2 protein-coding genes are annotated in these 1,510 nt (G+C 34.7%); both read left to right on the top strand.

Translation table 11 applies throughout. The annotated features are described in order from the left end of the window. Positions 1-5 precede the first annotated feature (5 nt). Entirely contained in the window at positions 6-71 is a 66-nt protein-coding gene (locus tag ACWA1B_RS22340; RefSeq protein ID WP_456910783.1) for a hypothetical protein, read from the top strand. 105 nt (positions 72-176) lie between these two features. After that, a partial coding sequence (locus ACWA1B_RS22335) for a serine hydrolase domain-containing protein (RefSeq protein ID WP_456910781.1) occupies positions 177-1,510 on the top strand: 1,334 nt, incomplete at its 3' end.

Below are 1,510 nucleotides of genomic sequence, written 5' to 3'. Positions count from 1 at the left end.
AAGGAATTTATCTTCTTCAGGTTGTTACTGATGGTAAAACGACAACCAAAAAGATTATTTTGGAAAAATAAGTTTTTTAAACTACCCAAGCGTTACTTACAATGTTTGGGTAGTTTATTACTATTGGTTTGCTTTTATAGTTTTGTTTTTAAAAAACTCATCGAAAATTTTATGCTATGAAAAAACAGTACACTTTATTATTATTGCTATGCAGCATAATGCTTGTAAAGGCACAAACATTTCAGCAAAAATTGCAAACAGCTGTTACAAACTCATGGTCAGGAAGTGGACTTCCAGGAGTTTCCGTGGCAGTATCTACTCCAAATTTAGGAATGGTATATGCCTCCGCAGGTATCGGAAATGTATACACGCAATCGCCAATTTTGCCAAATACTCAATATCGAATTGCAAGTGCAACCAAAAACTTTACGGCAACATTAATTATGCGATTGCAAGAGGCTGGTTATTTTAATATAAATGATAAATTATCGCAACACTTAGTAATTCCCGGTTTACCAAATGGAAGTACAATTACTATTAAACAATTATTGCAACATACAGCTGGTGTAGGTGATTATTTAAATGGAAGCTCGGCTTTTATAAATGCTGCTGTTCCTGACAAAATCTTTACAGATGCTGAGATAGTGGGTTACATTAATAATATGGGAGCAGCATTTACTCCAGGTAGTTCTTATGAATATTCTAATGGAGGTTTTTATTTGCTTGGAATGTTAATCGAAAAAAAATTAGGAAAAACATTAGATGTAGCGATTCAGGAATGGGTTGCTACACCACTTGAGCTAACTAATACTTTTATGGATTTTACAAGTACAACAACCAACAAAATTCCAAATTTAGCCGAAGGAACAAGAGCTTACAATTATTCGCCAACATCGGTAAAAGGGGCGGGAGCCATTGTAGCAAATCCTGGAGATTTAGCAAAATATTGTAAAGCAGTTTTTGGAGGGAATTATTTGACACAAAGTTCTATAAATGCAATGATTTCGCCTTCTGCGCTTAATTCTGCATATGGTTTAGGAACGCGACTTTATACTTCTTCAAACAATGTAAAATATCACGGTCATACAGGAACAATCCTAGGATATAATTCTTTTATGTATTTTATTCCATCACTAAATGTTTCTGTCGGAATTACTACCAATGCTTATGCGAGTCCTTCTTCATTATGGGATAATATTAAAGCAGCAGTTTACAATGTTGTCGAGCAAGAATATCTAAGTTATTGTGCGACAAATAATTGTTTTAATGCTAATGTTCCGGTACCAACCTCTCCAACAACAGGACAAAAATATGTAAGCACCCCAGTAAACTTTACATGGGATTCTACAATTTCAAATGCCGATTACCGTATTCAGGTTTCTAAATCGAATACGGGCTGGAATGATACAGACGGATTTACATCAGCGACAATTCCAAACAGTACAGTAGTTGTAAATGATGTTGTGAATACTGTAAAAACCTATTCATGGAATACGACAAGTGCAGCAGT

This window comes from Flavobacterium xizangense (assembly GCF_054075145.1).
This window is presented reverse-complemented; position numbering and strand designations above follow the sequence as displayed.